Source organism: Maribacter sedimenticola (genome assembly GCF_900188415.1).
Classification (GTDB): Bacteria; Bacteroidota; Bacteroidia; order Flavobacteriales; family Flavobacteriaceae; genus Maribacter; species Maribacter sedimenticola.
Genome location: NZ_FZNV01000018.1, coordinates 1 through 1,761 on the forward strand (window position 1 = coordinate 1; position 1,761 = coordinate 1,761).

A 1,761-nucleotide genomic window follows, 5' to 3' on the forward strand; every position below is an offset into this window, starting at 1 on the left:
AACCGTTATCTTCAATTGCTCAAAAATAATTTAATGAATATGAAAGAGATATTTCAGTTCTTTTCAGTTGTGGTAATTTTCTCAACTGTCTTAACGGCTCAAAATCTTGAGCCGGAAATGGTGTATCCAGATACATTAAGGAGTAATAATGATTCTGTATATATTAATAGTCCAAAATGGGACAAAGAATTGAGGTTAGGCATATCAAAAGCAGATACTATTAATTGGGGAACATATGGTTACAAAGAAGTTTATTTCGAGATTTGGACCGATTTGGATACTATTAAAATCCCTCATGTAAATTACCCATTTAAACAACTAATTAAGATTCCATTAGTTTCTTCAAAGGACACAACACTTTGCATTTTAAGGTTTCAATCCATCACCTCCAATTTTGACGATAACTATGTTTTAAAAAACCAGGGAAAAGCAAGTTTTGAAATACCAGAGGTCTATGAACTCGCGAACATAATTCTCTATTTGAGTGAATGTTCCAAAAAAACGAATAATCATCCTGAAAATACAACATATATTAACAGTTTGGAAAATCATTTTGCGGCATTTAAAAACCATAAACTGATTCAAATTTTAAACAAGAAATGTTCTAATTCAGATTTTTGGAATACCTATTATGGTTTTCGAGAAAACAGTTTAGCCTTTAAATTCGTTGAAGAAAATTTAACCTACGATACTCCTTATAAACATGTTTATTGGGACAATTCAGGAATTATGGGTGGTCAATTCAGGAATATGCTCTATCTAATTCAAGATTTCGCAAAAGAATCAAACTTTAGGGAATTTTATAATCAAAACATTGACTTTTACAACAGCCTAAAAGAAAGGGAATCAAAACTACTTCCCATCAACCAAATGTGGGATTGGATTGAGAAAGAATTTCCGCAAAGAATGGATTCCTACAAAATTATTTTTTCACCACTTATAGATGGCTCGCATAGTACTCAAAAATTCCAAAAGGGTTTTTTCAAAGAACCTGAATTTCAGGAATCCGTCATGTTCATCAATTCTACAGAAAGCATTGATTCCAACCTTGAATATTCAGAGGAACTAAAAGAAGGACTAATGTCAGGAATAGTATTCACCGAAATTGACCATAATTATGTGAACCCAACAAGCGACCAACATATTCAACAAATAAAATCGATATTTCATAATAAAGATTTTTGGGCAACCAAAGATGCTCAGCAAAATTATAGTAGCGAATATGCCATATTCAATGAATATATGACTCACTCAGTATTTTGTGTTTATATAACAGAACATTACCCTGAGAAACTGGCGAATGAAATTATCGACAAGAGGATTACGCTAATGGAAAGAAGAGGTTATCATAAATTTAAAGAGTTTAACAAAAAAATTATAACTCTTATGAAAGATAATCCTAGAACGATATTTCAATCTTATGATGATATATTAAACGCCATGAAGTCGATTAAATAAACTTATGGATTTCCTACTCAAACGCAAGTGCTAAGCTGATGGACTTTACTCAAGACGCGTAAAAATGGAAACGGAATTGAAAGTTGCTTACTGTTACGTATCGCAACAGAAGATAACAAAACCTAAACGTAATGCGGACTTTAGGGCAAAAACGAATGGTCTGTGTATATTTATGATGTCGTTAAATCTTATGGATTTAGCTTTGGACAAGAAAAAATAAAACTAAACAATAAGCTTTAGCTTCGTGCTCAGACGGAAACGAAAAGTTTCCTTACTACCGCACTACGCTTAGCTCAGGCGTTG

1 protein-coding gene is annotated in these 1,761 nt (G+C 32.4%); it reads left to right on the forward strand.

The genetic code is table 11. The features are described 5' to 3' along the window. Window positions 1-1,458: DUF4932 domain-containing protein (locus CHB68_RS18375; protein WP_089263396.1), on the forward strand; the 1,458-nt coding region annotated here is incomplete at its 5' end. Window positions 1,459-1,761: the final 303 nt, after the last annotated feature.